The 23,334-nt window shown below is 64.8% G+C and carries 18 protein-coding genes and 1 tRNA gene; 11 read left to right on the top strand and 8 right to left on the bottom strand.

The genetic code is table 11. The features are described from left to right. The first annotated feature begins 50 nt into the window (after positions 1-50). Together arfB and ligD are read left to right on the top strand one after the other, a co-directional pair. A complete protein-coding gene (gene arfB, locus AC5RWO_RS13480; protein WP_498731918.1) occupies positions 51-473 on the top strand; it encodes an alternative ribosome rescue aminoacyl-tRNA hydrolase ArfB in 423 nt (140 codons plus the stop codon). Between the two features lie 62 nt (positions 474-535). Continuing rightward, the gene (ligD, locus tag AC5RWO_RS13475) at positions 536-1,774 is read left to right on the top strand and encodes a non-homologous end-joining DNA ligase (protein ID WP_498731917.1); all 1,239 of its coding nucleotides are present in this window, start codon (positions 536-538) and stop codon (positions 1,772-1,774) included. On the opposite strand, the gene AC5RWO_RS13470 is transcribed toward ligD, so the two are convergent. Both AC5RWO_RS13470 and AC5RWO_RS13465 read right to left on the bottom strand, forming a co-directional pair. Continuing rightward, a complete protein-coding gene (locus AC5RWO_RS13470) occupies positions 1,769-3,772 on the bottom strand; it encodes a vWA domain-containing protein (protein WP_498731916.1) in 2,004 nt (667 codons plus the stop codon). The two genes, ligD and AC5RWO_RS13470, sit on opposite strands and share 6 nt — an antisense overlap. Positions 3,773-3,799: 27 nt before the next feature. Then, entirely contained in the window at positions 3,800-5,188 is a 1,389-nt protein-coding gene (locus AC5RWO_RS13465; RefSeq protein ID WP_498731914.1) for a magnesium chelatase ATPase subunit I, read from the bottom strand. A 96-nt stretch (positions 5,189-5,284) separates the two neighbouring features. On the opposite strand from AC5RWO_RS13465, the gene AC5RWO_RS13460 reads away from it, so the two are divergent. Both AC5RWO_RS13460 and AC5RWO_RS13455 read left to right on the top strand, forming a co-directional pair. Beyond that, a complete protein-coding gene (locus AC5RWO_RS13460; protein WP_498731913.1) occupies positions 5,285-5,944 on the top strand; it encodes an MSMEG_4193 family putative phosphomutase in 660 nt (219 codons plus the stop codon). 13 nt (positions 5,945-5,957) lie between these two features. Then, positions 5,958-6,659 carry an SCO1664 family protein gene (locus AC5RWO_RS13455; protein ID WP_498731912.1) on the top strand — a complete coding sequence of 234 codons (702 nt, stop codon included), beginning with the start codon at positions 5,958-5,960 and terminating at the stop codon, positions 6,657-6,659. 73 nt (positions 6,660-6,732) lie between these two features. Here AC5RWO_RS13455 and AC5RWO_RS13450 read toward each other — a convergent pair whose 3' ends face one another. After that, on the bottom strand, positions 6,733-7,092 hold the full coding sequence (locus AC5RWO_RS13450) for a hypothetical protein (RefSeq protein ID WP_498731910.1): 360 nt from the start codon (positions 7,090-7,092) through the stop codon (positions 6,733-6,735). Between the two features lie 546 nt (positions 7,093-7,638). On the opposite strand from AC5RWO_RS13450, the gene AC5RWO_RS13445 reads away from it, so the two are divergent. The 6 genes from AC5RWO_RS13445 (at position 7,639) to AC5RWO_RS13420 (ending at position 18,597) form a co-directional block, all read left to right on the top strand. Further along, entirely contained in the window at positions 7,639-7,779 is a 141-nt protein-coding gene (locus AC5RWO_RS13445) for a hypothetical protein (protein ID WP_498731909.1), read from the top strand. Between the two features lie 1,014 nt (positions 7,780-8,793). After that, a complete protein-coding gene (locus AC5RWO_RS13440) occupies positions 8,794-9,141 on the top strand; it encodes a hypothetical protein (protein WP_498731908.1) in 348 nt (115 codons plus the stop codon). Positions 9,142-9,742: 601 nt separating this feature from the next. Beyond that, positions 9,743-11,368 (top strand): DUF2397 domain-containing protein, encoded by a 1,626-nt coding sequence (locus AC5RWO_RS13435; RefSeq protein ID WP_498731906.1) that lies wholly within the window; start codon positions 9,743-9,745, stop codon positions 11,366-11,368. Next, positions 11,365-12,789: a DUF2398 family protein gene (locus tag AC5RWO_RS13430; protein ID WP_498731905.1), complete on the top strand. Its 1,425-nt coding sequence runs from the start codon at positions 11,365-11,367 to the stop codon at positions 12,787-12,789. The genes AC5RWO_RS13435 and AC5RWO_RS13430 overlap by 4 nt, the downstream gene beginning before the upstream one ends. Then, positions 12,779-17,269, top strand: coding sequence for an SbcC/MukB-like Walker B domain-containing protein (locus AC5RWO_RS13425; RefSeq protein ID WP_498731903.1), 4,491 nt, complete (start codon positions 12,779-12,781; stop codon positions 17,267-17,269). The genes AC5RWO_RS13430 and AC5RWO_RS13425 overlap by 11 nt, the downstream gene beginning before the upstream one ends. Further along, entirely contained in the window at positions 17,260-18,597 is a 1,338-nt protein-coding gene (locus AC5RWO_RS13420; protein WP_498731901.1) for a TIGR02679 domain-containing protein, read from the top strand. The genes AC5RWO_RS13425 and AC5RWO_RS13420 overlap by 10 nt, the downstream gene beginning before the upstream one ends. A 20-nt stretch (positions 18,598-18,617) precedes the next feature. Here AC5RWO_RS13420 and AC5RWO_RS13415 read toward each other — a convergent pair whose 3' ends face one another. From AC5RWO_RS13415 to AC5RWO_RS13400, 4 genes are all read right to left on the bottom strand, one after another. Further along, the gene (locus AC5RWO_RS13415; protein WP_498731900.1) at positions 18,618-19,754 is read right to left on the bottom strand and encodes an ATP-dependent nuclease; all 1,137 of its coding nucleotides are present in this window, start codon (positions 19,752-19,754) and stop codon (positions 18,618-18,620) included. 79 nt (positions 19,755-19,833) lie between these two features. Further along, positions 19,834-20,016: a GmrSD restriction endonuclease domain-containing protein gene (locus tag AC5RWO_RS13410; protein WP_498732006.1), complete on the bottom strand. Its 183-nt coding sequence runs from the start codon at positions 20,014-20,016 to the stop codon at positions 19,834-19,836. Positions 20,017-20,678: 662 nt separating this feature from the next. Beyond that, a complete protein-coding gene (locus AC5RWO_RS13405; RefSeq protein WP_498732005.1) occupies positions 20,679-21,002 on the bottom strand; it encodes a tyrosine-type recombinase/integrase in 324 nt (107 codons plus the stop codon). Next, a tRNA-Leu gene (locus AC5RWO_RS13400) sits at positions 20,959-21,040 on the bottom strand. Before AC5RWO_RS13400 ends, AC5RWO_RS13405 begins: the two co-directional genes overlap by 44 nt. Before the next feature lie 150 nt (positions 21,041-21,190). Here AC5RWO_RS13400 and AC5RWO_RS13395 point away from each other — a divergent pair. After that, positions 21,191-21,784, top strand: a complete 594-nt coding sequence (locus tag AC5RWO_RS13395; RefSeq protein WP_498731898.1) for an ANTAR domain-containing response regulator — start codon at positions 21,191-21,193, stop codon at positions 21,782-21,784. Positions 21,785-21,852: 68 nt separating this feature from the next. On the opposite strand, the gene pyk is transcribed toward AC5RWO_RS13395, so the two are convergent. After that, positions 21,853-23,331, bottom strand: a complete 1,479-nt coding sequence (gene pyk, locus AC5RWO_RS13390; RefSeq protein WP_498731897.1) for a pyruvate kinase — start codon at positions 23,329-23,331, stop codon at positions 21,853-21,855. Positions 23,332-23,334 lie beyond the last annotated feature (3 nt).

Genomic DNA, 23,334 nt, shown 5'->3' with positions numbered 1-23,334 from the left:
CCATGAGGGTGGGCGCCTTGACCGTTCCGATATTGTGCAAGGCTGGTTACATGGATCTGGAGGTATCGCGCACGCTCACTATTCCCGCGTCGGAACTGAGCTGGCGGTTCTCGCGGTCGTCCGGGCCAGGGGGCCAGCACGTCAACACATCGGACAGCCGGGTCGAGCTGTCATGGAACGTCGCCGACTCGGCTGCGCTTTCGGACGAGCAACGGCTGATGCTGGTCGAGCGTCTCGGACGACGTCTCATCGCCGGAGCGATCACGGTGACCGCCTCGGAGCAGCGCTCCCAGCTGCGCAATCGCGAAATCGCGCTGGCCAAGCTCGCCGACCTGGTGGCAGAAGGTCTTGCTCCCGAAGCTGCTCGGCGCCGGGCGACCAAACCCACCCGGGCGTCGAACCGGCGTCGCCTCGCCGCAAAGCAACAGCGTGCGGCGACGAAACAGCAACGCAAGCGACCGTCTGCCGAGTAGCACCGGCCAGCCGACATCACCAAGCTGTGGCTGGGACAGCCGATCGTTGCTAGCGTGGTGGAATGACGCCGTCGAAGACCCCGGCCGAGATCCTCACCATCGCCGGCTCCGAGGTCCGTATCTCGAGTCCGGACAAGGTGGTTTTCCCCGAGCCCGGGCTGACGAAACTTGACCTGGTTCGTTATTACCTCGCCGTCGCAGAGGGTGCGCTGCGCGGCGCCGGCGGCCGCCCGATGGTGCTCAAGCGCTTCCCGAAGGGCATCGACGCTGAGCCGTTCTTTCAGAAGCGCGTGCCAGAAAACCACCCCGATTTCATCGACACAACCACGCTGCATTATGCATCGGGGACATCAGCCGAAGAAACCGTCATCCGGGATGCCGCGGGCTTGGCGTGGGTGGTGAATCTTGGGTGCCTGGACCTCAATCCGCACCCTGTGCGGGCCGAGGACCTTGAGCACCCCGACGAGCTCCGGGTCGACCTCGATCCGATGCCGGGTGTCGACTGGTCACAGATCGTCGACGTCGCGTATGTAGCCCGCGAGGTGCTCGACGAGGTGGGACTGGTGGGTTGGCCGAAGACGAGCGGGTCACGCGGACTCCACATTCTGGTGCGCATTGCGCCGAAGTGGTCGTACCGCGACGTGCGGCTCGCCGCCGAGACCCTCGCCCGTGAGGTCGAGAACCGCGCTCCCGGCCTCGCCACCGCTCGGTGGTGGAAGGAGGAGCGCGGCGAGAGCGTGTTCGTCGACTTCAATCAGAACGCCAAGGACCGCACCGTGGCGTCGGCGTACTCGGTCCGACCCCTGCCAGATGCCCGCGTCTCGACGCCCCTCGCATGGGACGAGGTCCGCTCCACCCGGCCCGAACAATTCACCGTGCGCACGGTGCCCGAGCGGTTCGCCGAGCTGGGAGATTCACACGCCGGTATCGACGACGCCGTGGGCACGCTTGACGGCCTCCTCGCCTTGGCAGCCGAGCTCGGCCCCGCCGAGAAGCCGCCACGCGGCGGCGACGGCTCCGGCCGCCGCCAGTCGATGATGCCGCTCATCGAGGTGGCACGCACCAAAACCAAGCCCGAGGCACTCGCTGCGCTCGACGAGTGGAAAACCCGACATGCCGACGTTGTCACGGCGTTGCACCCGGCAGATGTGCTCGTCGACGGAATGCGCGGATCGAGCTCGCTCTGGTACAGGGTGCGGGTCAACCTGCAGCACGTCCCCGAAGCGGAGCGTCCACCGCAGGAGGAGCTCATCGCTGATTATGACCCATGGGCAAGCAAGGAGTGGCCGGGGCGGCTATAAACCCCAATCAGTATCGTCGTAGGTGCCATGGAAATGGGCGCGGAGGTACTCCCCCACAACGGCTGCACCGAGATCCCCGGGCTCTGGAGCGACGACCCGACCGTCGATTCGCCGGACAATTTTTTGGACGAACCGCGCGAGGCCTGGGTCGTCGCCGAGCCGAAAGAACGTGGCTTGCGTGCCGGCACGTCCAAGACGGTCGAGTTCGGCGACTGTTACGCGGATTGTCTCCGGGTCGGGCGGCCAGGAAAACCATGCCTCGCCCTCCGCCAACAGATGCGCAGTAGGCTCGCCGTCGGTCACCACAAGGAGGACAGGCTGCATTGAAGGGTGCCGCCGGAAGAAGCGATTTGCCAGCAGCAGGCCGTGATGCAGGTTTGTTCCCTGCTCCCGCAGCGCCGGCAGGGCCGTGAGGTCGCTGATGTCCATCGACTGCGCGTAACGGCCGAAAGTGATCAGCTGCAGCCGGTCCCCACGAAAACGGGTTGAGACGAGTTGGTGCAAGGCGAGCGCGGTGCGTTTCATCGGCACCCAGCGTCCCTCGGCGGCCATCGAGAACGACACATCGACGAGCAGGACGACGGCGGCCTGCGTACGGGCCTCCGTTTCGGCCACCTCGATGTCGGCCGCTCCGAGGTGTACGCCCCGGCTCGGATCGCCGCCGTCGGCCATCGTCCGGCGGATCGCGTTTGTCATGGTGCGAGTGACGTCCCACGGCTCGGCGTCCCCGAACTGCCACTCACGGCTGGCACCGGTCTGATCGCCCGCGGCCCCGGCGACACGTGTATCCCGGCGTCCTTGGCGGCCGGAGAGCTGCTTGGCGGTGTCCCGCAACAGCGACTTCCCCAGCCGCCGCATAGCCTGAGGCGACAACCGGAGGTCGCCGTCGGGACCGCGCCGCAGATAACCGCCGTCCTGCATCGCCCGTTCGATGTCCGCGAGGGCGTGGGCCGACACGGCCGCATTCTGACCAAGTTGGCGTGCGAGGGCGTCCAAATCCAGATCATCGAGGCGTGATCCGTTGTAGGACTGGGAGAGCTGTTCGGCAAGCTCGTCGAGTTCGGCGATGTCCTGGAGCACTCCCGTTCCGTCGCCCAGCCCGAGCCCTTCCTGCCCCTCGAAGCGTTCCGAGCCGGTCCAGTCCTCGCCGGGGCGCAGGGCACGCAGGCTCGCGTCGAGCTGATCGAGCTGCGCCATCAGTTCGGGCGAGCCGAACGCTTGGGCCGACAGACGCATCAGCTCATCGCGCTGCTCCTGGGACATGGATTGCAGGAGCCGCTGGGCCGCGGCCGCCCGCTGGGCCAGAGCATCAATCAGCTCCTCGACCGATTCCGGATTCTCCGGAAAGAAGCTGCCGTGCTGAGACATGAACGTCTGGAAGTCTTCGTCGGTGTCCTCGCCGCGCCGGTGTTTGTCGAGCAGCTCGTTGAGATCGCGCAGCATGCCGCGCACGGCTTCGCGGTCTTCGTCGGTGGCATTCTCGAGTGCCTGTTTCATGCCGGCGAACCGCTGGTCAAGAACCTCTCGGCCCAGCAGGTCCTTGATCCGTTCGTAGGCCTCCCGGGCCGTGCTCGACTGCCAGTCATAGGAGGCGAGCTCATTGACGGCTGCGGCGGTGGACGAGGGCAAGTTCTGCAGCTGCATCTCACGGAATGCGCGGTCGGTGTTGTCCATCATGGCGTCGCGGGCCAACTGCTTGCGTTCCGCCAGCACGGCGGTGTCGAGCAGCTTCCGGACTTCGTTGAGGGTGCCGTCCAGCCGGTGGCGGCTCAGCAGGTCCCGTCGGCGTTGCTGGACACGGCCGGCGAGGTCGTCCAGCCCTTCCCGGTCCCGGCCGCCGCGGCGCAGAAACTCCTGCAGGGCGTGCCGGGGCGAGTAGCCTGCCATGACGTCTTCGGCGACCGCGTCAAGCGCCTCGGCCAGATCAACCGGCGGGGCGAGCGGATCGGGTCCGCCCGTGTACCGGCCGTACCGGGAGGACCGGTGGTGAGCGCTCATGATGCTGCCTATCCCTAGTCCTGATTCCTAGCCGTAGATCGTCTCCCCGTCGTCGGACTCCTTGGAAATCCGGCGGGCGAGGAAAAGACCCTCCAGTGCAAGTTCGATGGCGGCGGCGCGCTGCCCCTCGTTTTTCGCGCCCAGACGCGCGCCGATCTGGTCGTACAGGTCGGATCCGTCAAGAGCCGGGAGGTTTGCGAGGAACTCCCGCGCGGTGACTTCTTCCCCGGTGGTTACGGTCGTGTGTCCGTCGAGTGCAGCAACGAGCGGTCCGAAATCGATGCCGCGGTAGTGCATCCGCACGGCCTCGGCAGTGGCCGTGCGCACGAGGTGATCGAGGACGGCACGTTCCCGCCCCTCTTCACCCGATTCGAACTCAATCTTGCCGGATAAGACATCGACTGCACTCTCCAGGTCGACGATCCGGGCGACTGCCTCGTCTTCCCCGCGCACGGCAGCCCGGCGAAGCGCTGCCGCGGCGACCGTCTCGGCGCCAGCGATGCCGAACCGCGCGGAGACTCCGGAGCTTTGGTTAACCGCCGGGGATTGGCGGAGGGCACGCGTGTAGCGGGCGAGGATCTCGAGGATGACGGGCGAAACGTCGGCGACAAGTCGGCCCTCCTGCGCAATGACTGCAACCTCGTCTTCCAGCTCGATCGGGTAATGGGTGCGGATCTCGGCACCGAAGCGGTCCTTCAGTGGAGTGATAATCCGGCCGCGGTTGGTGTAGTCCTCCGGATTCGCCGACGCGACGACAAGCACATCGAGAGGCAGCCGCAGTACGTAGCCGCGGATCTGGATGTCGCGCTCCTCCATCACGTTGAGCATCGCGACCTGGATGCGCTCGGCAAGGTCGGGAAGTTCATTGATGCCGATGATGCCGCGGTTGGAGCGCGGGACGAGACCATAGTGGATGGTATCCGGGTCCCCGAGCCTTCGGCCCTCGGCTACCCGCATTGGGTCGACGTCGCCGATAAGGTCGGCGACAGAGGTGTCCGGCGTGGCGAGCTTCTCGACGTAGCGTTCCGAACGGTGCCGCCAGCCCACACGCAGCCGGTCCCCTTCGGCGAGGGCACGGGTGCGGGACTGCTCCGTAATCGGTTCGTACGGGTGTTCGTTCAGTTCCGATCCCTCGATCACCGGAGACCACTCGTCGAGAAGTCCGACCAACGTGCGAAGGAGCCGCGTCTTCCCTTGTCCCCGCTCGCCGAGCAGGACAACGTCGTGGCCGGCGATCAAGGCACGCTCGAGCTGGGGAAGAACTGTGCGGCTGAAACCGAACATGCCGGGCCACGGATCGCGGTCTGCGGCGAGCGCGGCGAGCAGGTTGTCGCGGATCTCGTGGCGCAGGTCCTTGTGAACATGGCCGGCTGCACGTAGTTCACCGACAGTAAAGATTTCGGGACGATCACTCACACCTCAAAGGTAGTCCTCGAACTGCCGTGAATCGAGCATCCAACTTTCTCATGATTCCAACGCGTCAGCCCCTGGAACGGCATACGCTGGATTTTGATGACTGCAACAACACCGTCGGCGCCAGCGAAACCGCCGAGTACCCTGCTCCTTCTGGTGCGTCATGGGCAGACGCCCACGACGGGCTCGGTGCTGCCCGGGCTTGCCCCCGGGCTACACCTCTCCGACGGGGGCCGCGTCCAGGCCCAACGGGTCGCGGAGCGGCTCGCAGCGCTTCCGATCGACGGCATCTACTCCTCTCCACTGGAGCGCGCTTGCGAGACTGCCGAGGCGACGGCAGCCAGCACTGGGCTAAAGGTGAACGAGCACGCCGGACTGATCGAGTGTGACTTCGGCGCGTGGACCGGAGCCGCGCTCACCGAGCTGGCGCGTTTGCCGCAGTGGCAGACCGTACAGCACACTCCGTCCGCCTTCCGGTTCCCGGACGGGGAAAGCTTCGCGCAGATGCAAGCACGGATGGTCGGCACCCTCGAGGCGCTGTACACCGCTCACGCCGGCGGCGTCGTCGTTTGCTTCTCCCACGCCGATCCGATCAAGGCCGCCGTTGCCCACGCCCTGGGCACCCACCTGGACCTCTTCCAGAGGATCGTTATCAGCCCGTGCTCGGTCTCGGTCATCTCGTATGCGGAGGGCCAGGCGCCTGCCGTGCTCATGGTGAACTCGACTCTGGAATCACTGAACGGGCTGAGGGCGTCGTGAAAAGGGACAAACTGTGTCCGGACAGCAGCTGACACTGCTCGCCGAGGGCCGTATCGAGATGCTCGGACGTATCCTGCGCAGCAGCAACGCAACGTTCCTCGTCCAGGTCTCCTGCCGGGAGGAGTCGGCGTGGGCAATTTACAAGCCGGAGGCCGGGGAACGGCCGCTGTCCGACTTTGAGCCTGGGCTCTACCGGCGGGAACGTGCGGCTTATCTGCTGAGCGAGTATCTGGATTGGGGCCTAGTACCGCCGACGGTGATCCGCGAGGACCCTCCCTTGGGCATCGGGTCGCTGCAGTGGTTCGTCGAGAACGACCAGCGTGAGCATTACTTCACGCTGTATGCGGAATCAGCCGAAACCCATGACTGCTTGGCGCAGATCGCCCTGTTCGATTGCATCGCCAACAACACTGATCGCAAAAGCGGGCACGTGCTGCGCGGCTACGACGGACGGGTATGGGGCATCGACCACGGGTTGTGCTTCGCAGCCCACTTCAAACTGCGCACAGTGATTTGGGATTTCGCCGGTGAACCTATCCCGGGCGCTCTGCTGGATGACATCGCCCCGCTCGCACAAGCTGTGCCTCCCGACGTAGCCGAACTCCTCGACGACATGGAGGTTGCCGCCCTGCGGCTCCGGGTGAAGCGCCTGCTGCGTGAGAGGGTGCTGCCGGTCGACGACACCGGCATGCGTTACCCATGGCCCCTGGTGTAGCGGAGTTAGGATTCCGGTCCGAGAGAACCGGACCGCAAGCCTCCGCCTGCTCGTGATACATCGTCCTGGGGTACTACCGGTCAGCTGGAGTGCCTTCCGCCAAGAAAGCACGCACTGCATTCCTCACATCATCGAACCGGCCGTCGTGGATAGCCACCACCGGAGACTCATGACCGAGCGTCGGGTTGTCTCCGATAAACCAGGCCCGGGCACGGTCAGCTCCCTGTGCAGCCAGCAGCTGCCACTGGTCGTAGGCGAACCGGAGACGTTCTGCCTCCTTTTCGTCTGGCTCCGGGCCGTCTTCCATGACCCAGTCATCGGCGGTTAGTCGGACGCGGTCGCCGGTCAGGGCAGAGACGATGGTCGGTCCCAGATCATCCGTCAGTTCCCTCACAACCTCGCGGATCCCCGGAATTGCTGGTTCATGTTTCATCTGCACACTCCTGTCATCGTTGGTCCCTGACCCAGCCTATGCCTGCCGCAGTCGGCTGCCGGTCGCAAGGCTTACATCTACCGTAGCGATTCGCCGCCGGTCATCCGCAGCCGGATTCGCCCCCCGACGTTCTCGTGGCTGTTCCTCCGCCGTGACGCCGATCTGGTCGAGTTCTTTGACGAACGATGGGCATCCACGCTTTTCTAGCCATGTCAGGAATGCGTATAAAAAGCGTGTACCTTTTCGCATGCTTGATGACTCTCCGGCGCTGGCGCAAGGAACAAAACGTTCAATGGGTTTCGTGACCCGTCCGGCCATGCAAGCTCGCCCCTCCATTCATGCCGGAACAGCGTCTTTTTAGGGAAGCCGCCATCTGGCATCCAAAGGCTGCTGGCAGGTCTCGGCCACATAAATTCAGGTTATCGACGACGGTGACCGAGGCAACTGGGGCGATCGGAAGGACCTGGAGAATGACTAACGTGCCTCTACAGCAGCTTCACAGTTTGGTCACAGGTGGGCTTATGGCTGAGCCCATACCGTGGAGATGTGGATGAGAAGGGAGCGTTTAAGCCCCGCCGCTGGCCCTTGGTGATCTTCGTCGTCGTGGTGACGGCCTTGCTCCTCGCCGGCTGCATTACCACGTTCTTCTCCGTCGGCCTGCCGCTGTTGACGGAGATTTTTGAGTAATTCCAGGCCAACGGCAGCCGGGCGTTTTGATGCACAGTGCGGGGTTCTCGGAAACCTCATCCCAGCCGGCCGGGCTCATCGCGCTCTGAGGAACCGCTGCTCGGACCCGTCTGTCATGCTCCGACCTTAGCCAAGGACTGGCGCGGATTCGGCGCCGCCCCGCCACGGGGGGACGGCAGGACGGCGCCGAAAGACCACACTATTTCCGGCGCCCCGGCAGGGAAGACAGGACGCGCGTCTTGAGCCAAACTTGATCCGGGCCTGCGGAAATCTTGAGGTCGTCGGCCACGCTTGGAGCAGCAGATGGCGGGTACTAAAGCCGGAGTCCGGGTTATTGGGGAGTGCACGGACTGTCAGCGGCCGGCTCGCCTCTCGGCTCATCGGGTGCGGGGCACCGGCAGGACTTTGGGGAGAGCCTGCTGGCCCCGGCACCTGTTCCAACTCACTCTTAGAGTTGCCTTGGGCTCGACGGCGGAAAGCCCGGACGTGCGAAATGGCCTGAAGTCAGGCCTCCCCAAGCCAACTCACTTCAAGCCATCTCGCTGTTGCCGCGGATTCTCGGGTGTTCCCACCCCGGCCGATGGACGGCCGCCTCCAAGGAATACGCAACTGCCGGAACAGGACGTCAACGACCGTTCCGACATCCACTATTTTGCGCCCGACTGCGCTCATGAAAACGTTCAGGCCACCCCAGTCCTCAATCTCTGGGGTGCGTCAACCTGGCCTTTCGTGCCCCGATACCTGTCATTGGGATCGGCGGTCGCCCATCAGAAGATCGAATGACGCGCCTGTAACAGACGCCGGTCACAATCATAGGAATGGCAGCGGGCACGGCGACGACGCAGCCTGCTCATAAGCCCTTCCGGGTTTGCATCTATGCCAGAGCAGCGTCCAGCCACGCCGGAGCCCTCCATGACCGTTCGGCAAGCATCAAGTCCGTCACAGCCCGCTGCTGCCTCAGCAGACACTTTGCCCCTTTACCGTCTCCATCTGATGCGGGCAGGCTATTTCTACATGACGATTGGCCTCGCCATCTTCAAGGTGCCGGAGCTTTTCAGCATCGGCGCTTCCAGGCCCCTGATGGAAGGCGTTGTCACCTGCATCCTGACCGCCATGTGCATCCTCGCCTTCGTCGGATTGCGGTATCCGGTCAGGATGCTGCCGGTGCTGCTGTTCGAGTCGATCTGGAAGCTCATCTGGCTCATTGCCATGGCCTTGCCCGCCATCATGGACAACGCCGTTGATCCGGCCATGTCCGAACTGATATTCAATTGCTCGATGGTCGTCATCATCCTGGCCGTGATTCCGTGGCGCTATGTGTTGCGGCACTATGTCACGGCGAAGGGCGACAGGTGGCGATGAGCGCAACACCTCCAAACCTCACCTCAGTCTGTCGGGCGCTGCATCCGGCCCTACCGTGGGACGGCACGTGTCGTTTCGGGACGGTTTTCGTGCACCCGCATAGCGCCAACGAGCCGTCATTGGAACGTCGCGGTGCCAAAATACACAAGGCCCCTTTTCTTGGAGTACAAGAGAAGGGGCCTGCTGGTGCCCGAGGTGGGACTCGAACTATATTCCAGCCCTTGGAAACACAGGGAACTCCAGAAAACATAAGCAGTCCGGCCCAGGCCGGCCGATGTACGAGCCAGTCCGAGTCGAAATGCGTGTACTTTGTACACACCATTTCTTGCCCCCTTCCGCCCATCAGAGCGACCGCCGCACCTTCAAAGAGGCGCGGCAGTTTTGTCGGTGCAGGTTCGAGCTGATGGCGATCCATCGGCCACTAATCCGGACAAGCGGAGCCGCTCTTGCCTGGAGGAATCGGGGGGTTCGCTAGTTCACTGTCAGTGGGTCAGCCTAGGCTATGCACGAAAGGAGGTAACAAATGCCGATTCACGACCCCAACACAGCGTCAGGTGGTCCGCATGAGGAATTATGGAAGGCCATCGGCCTTCCTGGCGTCATGCGCGTCGCGAGCTACCTCACCGAAAGCTTGGCGCCGATCTACCGACTAATCGTCGACGTAATGCTCGAGCACCAGCCGCAGTACCTAAGTGGGATCCCGCACGACCAGCTCGAAATGCTGATCCGAGAGCGCCTCGCAGGGCATCTGGCCGGCGATGACCAGACCCTCGCCGCCGCCCTCGCCCCGGACACTCTCAACCTCGACAACCGCCTGGCGCAACTCGCCGGTTGGGGCGTCATCGTCATGTGGGAGGACAAGGTTCGGTCCGACGAGGACTTCACCCGGCACCGCGGTCGCTACCAGCTCTCCGAAGAAGCCGCTCATTTGCACCGAGCGGTTCGCTCTCTCGGTGCCGAGAGCAGCTCCGCAATCGCCGCGACGCTGGCGCCGCCGGTCATCGCGGCCCAGCTTACCCAGCTGCGCGCGACCATCGAGAGCGACCCTGCGGCCGCCGCTGCCGCGTGGGGCGTGATCACCCCGACGATGCGGAATATGTCTGACGCCGCTAACGGCTGGCAGGCGCGCCTTGCGGCCGCCTTGTCTGGAAGCCCGGACGCGGACAAGATTGCCGCGCTCAACGACACGCTGTCCAGCTACGTGTCGATGTGGGGCGCTGGCATCGATATTTACTCTGCCGACATCAGTCGCGATGCCCGGGCAGTTCTTGCGGTCCCCGAAACCGCGCTCCGGCACATCGCGCTCCACATGGCGGGGCCTGACGTTTCCGAGGACATTCTCGGACGGGTCGTCTTTGAGATCGTGGCCGTATTGGGACGCGTTCTGTCCTGGTTCGACGGCGAGACCAGCCAAGCCGGGTTGTTACGCCGGCAGATGCGCGACACCATCGTGCCGATGGTGCGCGGCAAACGCGCGCTCGCCGCGGTCGGCGGACATGTGTCGAGGCGCAACCAGTTGCTCAACCTTGCCGAACGTCTCGACTGCACCACCGACGATGACGCAGCGTGGCATGTGTGGACCACGTACACGGGCTTATTCTCAGCACGCCATCTGGGCCAGACCGCACCTCATCCGGGTCACGGGTCGGACGCTCTATCGTTCTGGACGGCTGACCCGGCGCCGGTCGAGGCCCGGTTACGTCGGCAGGGACCCCGGTCCGGACGCAGCCGCCCCTCGCGGATGTACGACCGCACCGCCGGCAAGCAGGCCGCCCGTCAGGCGGCCACCGAAGCCGCGCGTGAAGAAACGAGGACTTGGGAGCGACTGCTCGCCTTGTCTGGGAACCCGCTGTCGCAGTGGAACGACATAAGCGGCAAGGTCGCGGAGCACCTGACCGAGTTCGTGATGGTCCTCGATTCCACGATCGCCGAGATACGGCGCAGCTGCGGTCATTACCCCAGGCCCGGGACGGTGGTCCGCGCTTGCACCGGTGACGGGCTGTGGGACCTCACTGCGACCGTCCCGCCGACCGGTACGCCCGATGCAGTCGTCAGGCTGCCCGAGGGCCGGTTGGTCTACCGGGACCTGACGATCAGCGTCTCCCGGGCGGTCGACGCACTCTCCCTCGCGGGCAGCGTCGCTACCACAACCATCAGCAGAGGCGACAGTGTCGGCGGCACAGCTGCCCATGAGCTTGTGGTCGTCGAAGATGCGAGAAGGCAATGACGAAGGCGACCCATCCGGCGCCTCTGGTCCCGGAATACGCGCCAGCCCAGGCGATATCAACGAGCGAGGAGGTACAGGCGCGGCAGACTTTCCTGCGGCTGCTCTGCCGACCGTTGGTGACCGCACATGTCGACACACAGCTTTACCGTGATGTCATGCGCTACGCCAAACAGATCGATGGGTACTGCAAGCGACTGGACTACCGGCGAGCGCATCTGGGCGGAGCCATCCGGCTCGTCCGAAATCCCATCCTCGGAACAGTGATCGCCCCGCCCCGGCCGCTAGAGCTGCCCCCGAAGCGAGTGCTCACACTCACCGCCCTGCTCGCGGCCGCGTGTGAGGAGGTAGAAGGCGGAGTCACGCTCGTGAAACTCTCCGAGCTCGTCGCCGAGCTCTCCTCCAGCGCCGACCGGCAGCTGACTCCGTATGACCCAGACCTGCTTGCTGAACGTCGTGCGCTGGTGAAGGCGGCTGCAATCCTGGAGTTCTGGGGCGTATTGCGCAAACGGACGACTCTGGTAAGTGATGTCCAGGAGTGGACCGAGACGCGCCACGGGATCGGTGCCGGCTATGACGTTGACCGCGAAGCCCTCCTGCTGTTCGTCACCCCGGACACCATCGCGCTCGCCGCACATCAGCATGCCCAGTTCGCGCAGCTCGACCGACCTGACCAGGTCGACGGGGACGAGCCCGCGACACATTCCCCAATGATCGGCCCCTCCGCCGCAGAGGAATCCCCGGATGCCATTTGGGAGTCGCAGCGGCAGGCGAGCCGTGTTGTCCGCCACCTGCGCACTCTGGTCGAGACCCCTACCTTGCTGTATGCCGACCTTCCTCCGGACGAGGCCGAGCTCGCACGAGGGCAGCGTGGCCTGCGAGCCGCCGAGTCGATCGGACTGATCGGAGGATCCATCGAAGCACGCGCCGAGGGGCTCGTGTGGATCAGCCGCGAGGACGAGTGTCCTGCGACTGTCGTGTGGCCAACCGCAAGAACCGAATCCTGGGCGGCGTTGATGGTGGCCGATAAGGCTGGCCGCGATGGGCACCACGACGACGACGGGTTCGTTCACCTCTCCAGTTCCGAGGTCGAAGACGTTCTCGAAGACCTCACTGAGTGGAAGGGGCACTTGTTCCGAGTCGACCTCCGCAACGACCCAACAAAGCTTCGCATCGCAGTCGAGGACACCCTGCGATGGCTTGACCTGCTTCGTACGGACGATGACGGATCCTGGCACCTGTCCCCGGTCACCGGCCGCTACCGGGACCCCGAACTCGTCGAGCCCATGCCTGGACCCGAGCAGGCAGACTTGTTCCCCGACCCCACCAGCGACTCAATTTACTTCGCATCCGGCCAGACCGACCGTACCGATCGGGCAACCCAAACCGCAGTTGACCTTCCGGAGGACACACGTGACCAGTGAAACCGCCAACACCGTGGATAATCCCTCCAACGGGGGAACGGTTGGCCGCGACGAGCCGCCGACCGTAACAGCGCTCGATGGCGCATCCATCACGCTCGATCTGACAGACGACGAGACCCTGCGCGCGTGGCGGCAGGCGGCCATCAGCGGGGGTCTGCCCGAGCCAGGCCGGGACCGGTGGCAGCAGCTGCGCGCCGGAGTGGTGAACATGTGGGAGTTCGATGCCGCGGAGTACTGGACTGCGGACGGACGCGCCCAGTTCGTCGGCGGAAACGAGCAGGGCAAGTCGACAATGATGACGATGACGACCCTGACCATGCTCACCGGCGACCTGTCTCCAAGGTATGTCGACACGTTCGGGGAGTCCCACCGCACCTTTCGCTACTACCTCGAGCCGACCGACGACCCGAAGGACCGACGCCCGACCAAGGACCAGCTGAACCGCGGCTGGACCTGGGTCGAGTACGGCCGCCGCGGCGAGAATGGCCCCGAGTACTTCACCACGCTGCTGTTCGTGCAGACACGACGTACGTCCCCAACCGTCGCGAAGTACTGGATCACCCACCGCGGATCCGAACGGATCCGGGCTGGCCTGACGCTGTTGCGGGAGCAGGCCACTGTCCCTGCCGCCGACCTACCTACCCTGCCCGGGTTGACCCGGCACCCGAACGGCCAAGAGTACGTCAAGACGGTCGCCTCCGTCCTGTTCGGATTCACCAACCCGCAGCGCCTGCGCACGGTTGTGGAGCTGCTGAAGACCCTGCGCACTCCGAAGCTCGGGAACCGGCTGAACCCTTCATGGGTCGTCGACCGGATCCGGGAGGCGCTCCCTCCGCTGGACACCTCCGAAATCAACGAGCTCGCCGACGGGTGGGACCAGCTTGGTCAGCTCGCCCAAGACCGTGACGACGCTCGCGAGGCACAGGAGGCGGTCACTGCCTACCTGCGGTCGACGTGGAACCCTTGGGCCGACGCGCTCCTCCGCCGCGCCGCCGACGACTTGGTCTCCGCAGTCACCGTCCTAGACGGCGTCACCCGCGAACGCAGCCGCGCAGAACAGCAGGAGAAGAAGGCCCGCGAGGAATGCGAGGCCGCCGAGGCCGCCGAACGGGAGAACGAAGCCGACCGCAGGATCACGACCAGTCGCCGCAACACCCTCATCGCATCCCGGGCCTACCACGCCGCCGCCGCGGCCGGCCGTCAGGTCGTTGATCTGACCGAGCAGGTGAAGCGTGCCCGCGAGGACGAGCGAGAACGCGCCAAGACCGCTAACGACGCCCGGGCAACGGCCCACCAGGCCGACGGCGACTTCGAGCGCGCGCTGGGCGACCTCGAGCAGACCCAGCAGGAGCTCGCCGCCCAGGTCGAGCTAGCCGCGACCGCAGGCACCGGCGCCGGCCTCCCGGACGCGGCAGCGTGGGCGGCGGCACACGACAGCCAGCGACTGTTGACCGCCATCCGACACCGGTCCGAGCACGTCGAGCACGCCCGCCGCCGCGCCGACAAGGTCAAGGAGGCGACCAAACGGCACGAGCACGCGCTTGCCCTGCTCTCCGACGCGGAGAGCCGGGAGCACCAGCGCCGGATGGCGTACGAGGCCGCCGAGGGCGGCTACGAGAGCGCCGCCCAGGCGCTCTCCGACGACCTCGAGGCCTGGGCCGCAGCCGTCGGCCAGCTCGAGCAGGTGGCGCCCCCGGAAGCACCGTTCCGTGAACGGTGGCTGGCCATGGTCATCTCCGCGTGCGAGCAGCCGAGGCCAGCGCAGACACTCGCGCGCCTGATTCGTGACGAGTGGCTGACCCCAGAGGTCGAGCCAGTCACCGCCGCTGCAATCACGTCCCACAACGCCGCCGCCGCGGCCATCGACCGGGCGGAGAAACTGAACGCCGAGGCGTCGCAGGTCGAAGCCGAGCCGGTCCCCGTTCCCGCCAACCCACACCTGTGGGAGCGACGCACCCGGCCCGCGTCGGGGCCAGCCGGTGCACCACTGTGGGAACTGCTCGACCCGCTCCCCCACCTCACCGACGCACAGATCGCCGGCCTCGAGGCAGCACTCGCCGGCGCGGGCCTCCTCGACGTCTGGGTGACCCCCGACGGACTCTGGGCCGCTGACCGCGACGGGCACGAACAAGTCCTCACCCTCGCCGCCCCATCCGATCACACCGACGAGGACCGGCTTCGGGCGGTCCTGGCGTTCGCCGAGAAGGTCCAAGACGGACAGCCGCTTGCCGCGCTTGCCGAGACCGCAGGATGGGTGCTCGAGTCGGTAATTTGGCACGAAGACACCATCGAGACGGCTGATACCCGGGCTCGTGGTACTAATCATGACGGAGTTCGAGGAGCGTGCGTTCACGTTGCCAGCGATGGTTCCTGGATGACGCCGACCACGACCGGACGTGCAGTCCCTTCCGCCAACGGAGCCAGCCTGCTCGGTGCGTCTGCCCGGGAAGCAGCCCGCGCTCGCCGGGTCACCGCGCTACGAGAACAGGCGCACCAGGAGCGCGAGGACGCGGAGGAGCACACCCGGAACGCCGAACGGAACCGGGAACTTGCGGAGCGGCTGCACTCGCTCGCGCAAGCTGCACCTGACGACATGGCGCTTATCGACGCCGCGCGGGCGCTGGCCTCCGCAGCCACCGAGCTCGAGGCTGCACAGCGCGACCGGCACGACAGGAACCAGACCGCCGAGGCGGCCGAGGGCGCGAAGGACCAAGCGCAGACCGACCTCGTCGCGTACGCCGCCGAGCACAACCTAATCGTGGCCCGACTCCCAGAGACTGAGACCGCACTCCACCAAGCGCGCCTCGAGGCCGAGCGGCTCGGGTTCCGCGTCTCCGAGCTGGCTCGCGAGCAGCGCAACGCCAACGGGAAACAGTTGCTTGCCAACCAGGTCCGTGCCGCCGCTGACGAAGCCGAACACCTCGCCCTTGACTCCAAGTCACGACGGGAGAACCTTGACGTCGCACTACAAGCAGCCGAGGACGCGCTGGAGTCCACGGACCAAGAACTGCTTGCGAACGCTGAACGGCTCGGCGCCCGAATCGAGGAGCTCGAGGAGGAGCGTAAGAAGCTCAACATCCGTATTCGGGACCTGGGCAGGGAAGTCGTCAAGGCCGCCAGCGTCCTCGAGACCATCGAGGACAAGCGGCGCGAGGCCGAGGAATCCCGGATCGAAAAGCTCGCCGCCTGGTGGGTCCCGGTAGACGCAGGTTTCGCCGCCGCCCGAGGCATCGACACGGGAGATGCGACCCGGACGCTGAGTGCGGCCGTGAACCAGGCCCGCGCGCTGCGCGCCGATCGGCGTCCGCCGCGCGGCTGGCCCGACACAACCGCCGGCACCGCTGGCGACAAGGAACGAGACCAGATCCTCAACCGGCTCCGCGACCGGCTCTCCGGGCAGGACCTCGTGGCCCTGAACAACACGCTGCACCGGACCGGCGGGCGGACAGCTTTCATCGAGCACGACGAGGACACCGGCCTGCCGCAAGTTCGAGTCATGGTCGACTCCTCCGGCACAACGCTCGAGCCAGCTGCAGCGGTCCGGGCGCTGGAAGCAAAGGCCGCGGAGCTCGGCGAGCTCCACGACGAGCAGATGCACGAGGTGATGCAGGAACTGCTCTCCTCGACGTTCGTCGATCACCTGCGTGCGAAGGTGAAGGAGACCGAGAAACTGATCAACGACATCAACGTCGTTCTCTCCAAACACCCGACCGGCACGACCCGCACCGTAGTCCGGCTGCAGCGCAAGGCGGTCCCCGAGCACGTCGGCGGCTACCATGTCCTCCAGCGCCTCCTGACCGATGGCATCGACTCCCCCGCGGTCCAGGAGCAGGTTCAGACCTTCCTCGCAGGACAGATCCGCGCGGCACAGGACGAGGGGCACGCGACCGGGCGGGACTGGAAGGAGCTACTGGTAGACAACCTCGACTACCGCAACTGGTTCGCAGTCGTCACGGAGTGGCGGGTTTTGGCGAGTGCAAAGGAGGGCGCGTCGCAGAAGTGGACCGAGCTCACCACCGCCCGGCACGGACAGGACTCCGGTGGCGGGAAAGTGATGACGATGGTGCAGCCGCTGCTGGCCACGCTCGCGACCCTGTACCAGACATCGCAGACCTCTCCGCGGCCGCTCTGGCTCGATGAGGCATTCGACGGTCTCGACCCGGGCAACATCTCCAGCCTACTTGGCATGCTGGTCGAGTTCGACTTCGACTTCCTCCTCGCCGGCCCGAAGACCCTAGTCGCGTCCCGGCACGTGCCCTGCGCGGCCGTGTGGATGGTCAACCGGGCGCCAGCGCCGCTGCCCGGTGTAGACCTAGGCCTATGGCTGTTCGCTGGCGGCACCCAAGAGCGCGTGCCAATGGCCGCACACACCTGGGCTCCCGTCGTCAGCACCATGGCCGTGCTTGCCTCGGACGATGAGAACAGCGACGGCGTCGGCTCCGCTAACGCCCATCGCCAGCATCAGGGGCTGTGGGAGTGACCGTCAGCCCCAACCAGAACAGCGCGGTGCCGGAGGCGGTGCTGCGATGGGCTCGCCGTCCCGGTTCCGCGACGCTGCTGGCCGAGGTGCGGGAGAAGGTCGAAGCAGGCAAGACCGGTGACCGGGTGCAGGTGGCGGTCGTCGAGGATCAACGTGACGACGTGGGACGGATGCTCGGCGTTGCGTGGGAGCTCTCGCGAAAGCCCGTCACGCTGCGGCTCCTACGAGATGCACTCACCAAGGCGGGAGCGGACCTGACCGGGCTGCTGACTGAAGTCGGTGGGCCGCTGCGGGACAGGCCGACCGAGCGACGGCTGGTGGCCCACGCGAAAGAGCAGATGCGCTCCGATGTCGTCGATTTGCTGGCCGACGCCGGGGTCCTTCGACCCATTGCGGGGCTGGCCGTCGTGCGTCGTTGGCTCGGCGCCGACCCGCAGGCGGTCGCAGGCATCGTTGCTGCCGTCTGGTCCGCACTGCCGATCCAGCCCGGAGGCTCGCACAGCCAGCACGACACGGTTGGGCTGGCGGAGTTTGCCGGACAGACGCTCCTCGACCCACATGCGCTCGACCGGGACCAGCCCGCAGGTCGCGCGGTCGCCCGCCTCCTCGCCGCGACGTTCGCCTGGCTCGACCAAAGCGAGGCCCCCGGCGGGGGTGTCGAAGCAGTTATGAAAAAAGTGCCTGAGGACGCACTGGCAGTCGCCGCCGTCGACGCTGCGGGGTCAGTGCTTCAGGCTAGGTCGTGGCGCGGAACGTGGACGCGCGCCGGGATCACGTGCGACCAGGTGTCATCTACGGTCCTCGTGCTCAATTTGCCGCTGAATGGCGCCAATCCTGCGCTCGCAGCGGTAACGGCTGTGGCTGGGGAGCCTATCTGGCTGACCGCACGAATGACCGTTGAGCCATGCCATACGGCGATGAACTGGACCAGCAATACTGGTCTCCGGCGCTGCCGGTCCAACGGTAGGGAGCCCGACCAGCTGGTCGTGCGGGTGTGCGAGAACCCGTCAGTGATCGAGGCGGCGGCCAATCGGCTCGGAGCCTCCTGCCCGCCCCTCGTGTGCCTGTACGGGCGCCCATCATCTGCGGCGTGGTCGGTGTTGTCCGCCGTCGCGGCCGCGGGAGCTCAAATCCTTCTAAGTACCGATCGGGACGTTGCCGGTGACCAAATCGAGACGGAGGTGGAAGCAGTAATTGGACGGAGGTACGGACCACTCGTACATCCTTGGTTACCCTCAGAGGACGGCATTTTCGAGGAGGAGCGATTGACGGCGTTGCTAACCGACCTGACGAACAATGCTGCAGCTCACACTCCTAGGAGCTGCTAAGAAAGCCGCGCCAACGAGAATTATCGGAGCGGTGAGCGCTCGTGATCCTTCATGATCGCGCGAAGCCAGTCATCGAGCGGCTTGACCGTCTGAGGAACGGTCTTCCGTGTGGCAAGGTGCTCTCTCAGGAGAGCCGACGGCAAGTGAGGCTTGACCTTCCCCGACTTCTTGCCGGTGGAGTTCCATCCCTTCGAGCCAAGCCAAGCCGCCAACTCCTCTTTGCCTGTGGCGCCTGACGCATATCTATCCGACGCCGCCTGGTCAACCTCGTTCTCGCCCGCAGATTCGAGCATCTCATCGAGCTTCTTCTGACCGATCGTGTCGAGCAGCAGTCCTTCAAGATCGGATGCCAGAACGAACGCATCCCACCTTGCAAGGCCGCGATTGAGACTCGCTTGCTGCTCAAGTGCGGCCTTCAAGTTCGATACCGTTGCATCCGCCAAGCCGTGCAACGCCTGAAGCTCACTCTGAGACGGTGCGGGAACTCTGGCTTTTAGGATCTCCAGCAACACGCGCTTGCCTTGGCCGCCGGGCTTGTGCACGCCGTCTTTGTCAGTGATCACGTAGGCGCGAACGCCGAAATACTGCGCCAGACCCACGAGATGCTTGATGGTGTCGATGCCCGACGCTTCAATGACGGCGACACCCATTGCGTAGTGGCCGCCCGCCCCGCCGGTGATGCGAGCGAGGAGATGGTCGATTAGGAGCTTGTCACCATGGCCTTCTACCAGAACAACCGAGTTCGCGAAGACGAGCTCACTGTTTGTTGCGTCGCAGTATCTGGTGAGCCGGCCCTCTTCAGCCTCTGTCAGCTCCTGACGACGCGCGGTGTAGTTGGTGCCACCGGAACTGAGCGGAAGCCGTACGATGCGGCGAACCGAGAATGAATCCACCAAGACGGGGCTATGGATAGTCACAAGGAGCTGCGCCCCTGCTGAGATCTCCCGCAGGATCTTTGCCATTGCCCGCTGCGTCTGCGGATGGAGGAAGGCTTCAGGCTCCTCTATCGCGAACACTACGTTTCCACCCGCCTGCTGGCTTTGAGAGGCAACGTACCGAAGGATCCCGAGCACCATCGCGGACTGGAAGCCGGTACCGCGTTCAGCGATCGACACCTCGACCTCATTACGGCTGGTAATCACGGCTTCCTGGAGCATCCCTCGAAGAGCATGCTTAGAGTTAGGCAAATTAATACCAAGCTCTCGCTCCCTAAACGGAAGCTCGGTCGCTACGGCATCAACCCACACACTGTCTATCGGACAGTCCCGGCAACCAACTGGCGGCGTCACTGTCGCCCTTGGCGATGTTGGTGGGTCCGTCTGTGGCCATGAGGTTCACCGGGTCGTTGGCCAGTTCCGTGCGTTGCTCCCCCGTGAGTTGCTGCGCGCCCTTCTGCCAAGCGTCACTGAGCGCGACGATGTGGTCGATCTGGACGGCGGTGCTGGTGTCCTGGCCCCGGACGAAGCGGATTGTGGTGCCGGTGTACTTCTCGGCAAGGGTGCCCCGGTTGTGACCACGCAGTTGTTGGTGTCGGTCTTGAAGGGCTCGTCCGTGAGATCCCTAGCCAGGATGTCGTTGCGGGTGTCGCAGCCGTGGTCCGTGTCTGCCCAAGCCGGCCCGAACTCGTCGCGGGAGTAGCCGGTCTTTGGTGCCCGGCCTTTCACTGGGATGCCCTCCAATTGGGCCAGAGCCTTGGCCGCGTCGCCGGAGGAGTACCCTTTATCGGCAGCGCCCTCGGAAGCGGCTTCCATTGCGGACTTTGGCCCGTGTACCGAGCAACCTCTCCTGGGACGCCTGTCGCCGCACTGGGAGTGACGGACCTGCGCAACCGGGGAGAATCTCACTCAGCTTCGCGATCTCCAGGATGTGCTCGGAGGTAAAGATGATCTTTCCCTTCCCCCAACACGCATGGGGAAATCGACCGCTGGTCGCGCCGTCACGCAGCCACGACTCCGTGCAGCGCATGAGGGCGGCAGCTTCGGCCGGTTCAAAAAATTCGATGTCCATGGAATCTCCATTCGGGAAGGAACTGGTTTCCACTTTCATGCCCGGCTGCAGCCCTGCCGACATGACCCGCAGTATCAGCGCATGAAGCCAGTCACCGAGCGCTCCGTCGCATCAGCACCGGTCTGAAGTGCCTCGGGCATCAGATGTCCATAGACCTGTTCAGTGGTCCTAGTGGAGGTATGACCCAAGCGGCGCGAAATGGTGAACAGAGGCACGCCGTCCTGGATGAGCCAGGAGGCATGCGTGTGGCGGAGGTCGTGGATCCGCGGGTTCTTTGCCAGCCCAATGGCCTGTGCCGTGCGAACAGCCGGGACCCAGTAATGGTGCCCAGGCCTCTGACCTGCGGAAACACTGTGCCCGAGGTGGGACTCGAACCCACACACCTTTCGATACTGCATTTTGAGTGCAGCGCGTCTGCCAATTCCGCCACTCGGGCATGGAACACGCCGCCGTTACTTAACCGGCGACCGACAGTCCTTTGTGAAGACTGTCATGCTCCTTGAGTGCGCGAATCTACTCTACATGCCGATAGGCTATTTCCGAGAACCGCAGCAAAAGGGTTACAAAAACTCATCGAGGAGTACCAGTGTCTGAGCAAAACGAGTCCATCCCCACACGCCGCGTTATCGTCGCCGAAGACGAAACTCTGATCCGCTTGGACATTGTCGAGATCCTTCGCGGCGAAGGATTCGACGTCGTTGCCGAGGCCGACAACGGGGAGAAGGCCGTCGAGCTTGCCACCGAGCTCAAGCCGGATCTGGTCCTGATGGACGTCAAAATGCCTGTCATGGACGGAATTACCGCGGCAGAGCAGATTGTGAAGGCCCGCATCGCCCCCGTGGTGCTGCTGACTGCTTTCAGCCAGAAGGAACTGGTTGAGCGGGCACGTGACGCCGGCGCCATGGCCTACGTGGTCAAGCCGTTCACCCCCGCCGATTTGGTGCCGGCCATCGAGATTGCGCTCTCCCGCCACCAGGAGATCAAGGCTCTGGAGTCCGAGGTCTCCGACCTGCAGGAGCAGTTCGCCACCCGCAAGCTGGTGGAGCGGGCCAAGAGCCTGCTCATCACCAAGATGGGCCTGACCGAGCCCGAGGCTTTCCGCTGGATCCAGAAGACCTCCATGGACCGCCGCTTGAGCATGCGCGAAGTCGCCGAAACCATCATCAACCAGGTCAACTAGCCCCGCGAACGCCAGTGGCCGGTCCTGATCAGGACCGGCCACTGGCGTTTAGTGATGCTGCACGTGCCCTAACTGGGCCAGGGGCCCACCTTCTCGTGCCGGGGGTTCGAGCCGTTCAGCAATTCACCGGCGTCTGCGAGGTCACCGACACGGTGAACCTTCAGCGAGTTGGTCGATCCGGCTTTTCCGGGAGGGGAACCGGCGGCGATGACGACCAGGTCGTCAACGTCCACCAGTCCTTTCTCGTAAAGCACGCGGTCAACCTGGGCTGTCATCTTGTCCGTATGCTCGACGAACTCCACCAGCAGCGGCTGGATGCCCCAGATCAGTGACATGACGTTCAGGGTGGACTGCAGCGGGGTGAAGGCGAAGATCGGCCGGCCCGGACGCAAGCGCGAGAGGCGGCGTGCCGAGTCCCCGGACTGGGTGAAGGTACAGAGATACTTGGCGTCCAACTGGTTCGCAATTTCGACGGCGGCACGCGTGATGGCGCCGCCGCGGGTCTTGGGTTTGCTGCCCAGCGGCGGGACACGGTCCAGACCGTGCTGCTCTGTGGACTCGATGATCCGGGCCATCGTGTTGACCGTCTCCAGCGGGTACGCGCCCACGCTGGTTTCACCGGAAAGCATCACCGCATCCGCTCCGTCCAGCACGGCATTGGCACAGTCGGATGCCTCGGCGCGGGTAGGCCGAGGGTTCTCGATCATGGACTCCAGCACCTGGGTGGCCACGATCACCGGCTTCGCCCAGCGTCGGGCCAGTTCGATGGCACGCTTCTGCACCACGGGGACATCCTCGAGCGGCAGTTCGACGCCGAGGTCGCCGCGGGCCACCATGATCGCGTCGAAGGCGTCAATGATCTCTTCCAGCGCGTCCACGGCCTGGGGCTTTTCGATCTTGGCGATGACGGGCGTGCGACGGCCTTCTTCGTCCATGATCTCGTGCACCCGGCGCACGTCGGCAGCATTGCGCACGAAGGAAAGGGCCACCATGTCCACGCCCGTGCGGATGGACCAGCGCAGGTCCGCCTCGTCCTTCTCGCTCAGCGCCGGCACGTTGACCGCGACACCGGGGAGGTTGATGCCCTTGTTGTTGGAGACGGCGCCTGCCACGGTCACTTCGGTGACAACTTCAGTGTCGGTGACCTTAACGGCACGCAGGGCAACTTTGCCGTCGTCGATCAGCAGCGGATCCCCCGCGTTGACGTCCTGCGGCAGGCCCTTGAAGGTGGTCGAACACCGCTCGGCCGTGCCTTCGATGTCTTCGGTGGTGATGGTGAAGGTGTCCCCCACCTTCAGGTCATGCGGGCCGTCCGCGAAGCGGCCGAGCCGGATTTTGGGTCCCTGGAGGTCGGCGAAGATGCCAACAGGTTTGCCCAGCTCGGCCGCGGCGCGGCGCACATTCTCGTAAGTTCCCTGGTGCACGCTGTAGTCGCCATGGCTCATGTTCATGCGGGCAACATCAACGCCCGCTTTGAGGACTTCCAAGGTGCTTTCGTAGCTGGAAATAGCAGGACCAAAAGTTGCAACTATTTTCGCTCGTCTCATAAA

This window comes from Arthrobacter sp. B055-34 (assembly GCF_059090425.1).
Note: the sequence above shows the minus strand (reverse complement) of the source record. Positions and strands in the feature narration are given on the sequence as shown.